This window comes from Actomonas spartinae (genome assembly GCF_051209155.1).
Classification (GTDB): Bacteria; Verrucomicrobiota; Verrucomicrobiia; order Opitutales; family Opitutaceae; genus Actomonas.
In genome coordinates this window covers 1-1,746 of record NZ_JBPJGB010000014.1, presented here as the reverse complement: position 1 = coordinate 1,746, position 1,746 = coordinate 1, and the positions used below count along the sequence as shown (strand labels likewise).

1 protein-coding gene is annotated in these 1,746 nt (G+C 69.4%); it reads left to right on the top strand.

What is annotated here, in order from left to right; translation table 11 throughout:
* Positions 1-1,746: beta strand repeat-containing protein (locus AC0MRV_RS20860; protein ID WP_472766460.1), on the top strand; the 1,746-nt coding region annotated here is incomplete at both ends.

Genomic DNA, 1,746 nt, shown 5'->3' with positions numbered 1-1,746 from the left:
CGGCCAACTACAGCCTCACCCAACCGAGCGGCTTCACCGCCGCCATCACGGCCAAGGAACTGACCGTCACCGGCGTCAGCGTCGCCAACAAAACCTACGACGCCACCACCGAGGCCACCCTCTCCTACGGCTCGGCCAGCCTGGTCGGTGTGGTCGGCTCCGAGGACGTGAACCTCTATCCCAACGCGGCCGCCGGCACCTTCGCCTCGGCCGACGTGGGCACCGGCATCGCCGTCACCGCCGCCAACTTCCAATTGGCCGGCACGGCCATCGGCAACTACACCCTCACCCAGCCCACCGGGTTGACCGCCGACATCACCGCCGCGGCCATCACGGTCACGGGCGCCACGGCCAACACCAAGGCCTACGACGGCAGCACCGCTGCGACCCTGGACTTGGGCTCGGTCACCCTCACCGGCAAAGTCAGCGGCGATGACCTGAGCCTCGATGACGGTGGCCTCTCCGCCAGCTTCGCCAGCGCTGCCATCGGCACCGCCAAAGCGGTCTCCGTCTCGGGCCTCGCCCTCGCCGGCACCGACGCGGGCAACTACAGCCTCAGCCAACCCACGGGGCTCACCGCCGACATCACCCCGGCCCCGCTCACCATCACCGGCCTCGCCATCGCCGACCGCGACTACGACGCCACCACCGCCGCCACGATCACCGGCACCGCGACCCTGGATGGCATCGTCGGCTCCGAGGATGTCTCCCTCGATGAGAGCGGCGCCACCGCCAGCTTCGACACCAAGACCGTCGGCACCGGCAAAGCGGTCACCGTCTCGGGCTACGCCCTCACCGGCGCCGATGTGGCCAACTACACCCTTAGCCAACCCACCGGACTCACCGCCGACATCGCCGCGGTCCCCCTGAGTGTCACCGCCATCGGCGCGAACAACAAAGTCTACGACGCGACCACCGCCGCTTCCCTCGATGCCGGCAGCGCCTTCCTGATCGGCGTCTTGGGCTCCGACGACGTGAGCCTGGACATCAGCAGCGCCACCGGCACATACGCCGACAAGAACGTTGGCACCATCAAGACGGTCACCGTCGCCGGCCTCGCGCTCACGGGCGCCGATGCGGCCAACTACACCGTGACCCAGCCCACGGTGACGGCCGACATCACCGCGGCCCCGCTCACCGTCACCGGTGTCACCGCAGCCAACAAGACCTACGACGGCACGGCCAGTGCCGCGCTGTCCACCGGCTCGGCCGCGCTCTCCGGTATCCTGCTCACCGATACGGTTGACCTGAACACCGGCTCGGCCGTGGGTGCCTTCGTCGATGGCAACGTCGGGGCGGGCATCACCGTCAACGTCGCCGGTCTGACCCTCAGCAATACCGACGCCGGCAACTACACCCTCACCCAGCCGAGCACCACGGCCGACATCACCCCGGCCAGCCTGACGGTCACTGGCGTCACCGCGGACAACAAAGTCTACGATGGCGACACCACCGCCACCCTCGGCGGCAGCGCCGCGCTGGTCGGTATCATCGGCTCGGATACGGTCAACCCGGTCACCACCGGCGCGGCCGGCACCTTTGCCAATGCGCAGGTCGGCACCGGCAAAACCGTCACCGTCACCGGCATCACCCTCTCCGGCTCGCAGGCCGGCAACTACGCGGTGATCCAACCCACCACCACCGCCGACATCACCGCCGCCCCGCTCACCGTTACTGGCGTGACCGCGGCCGACCGCGCCTACGACGGCACCACCGTCGCCGCGCTGGACACCAGCTCGGCCGCCC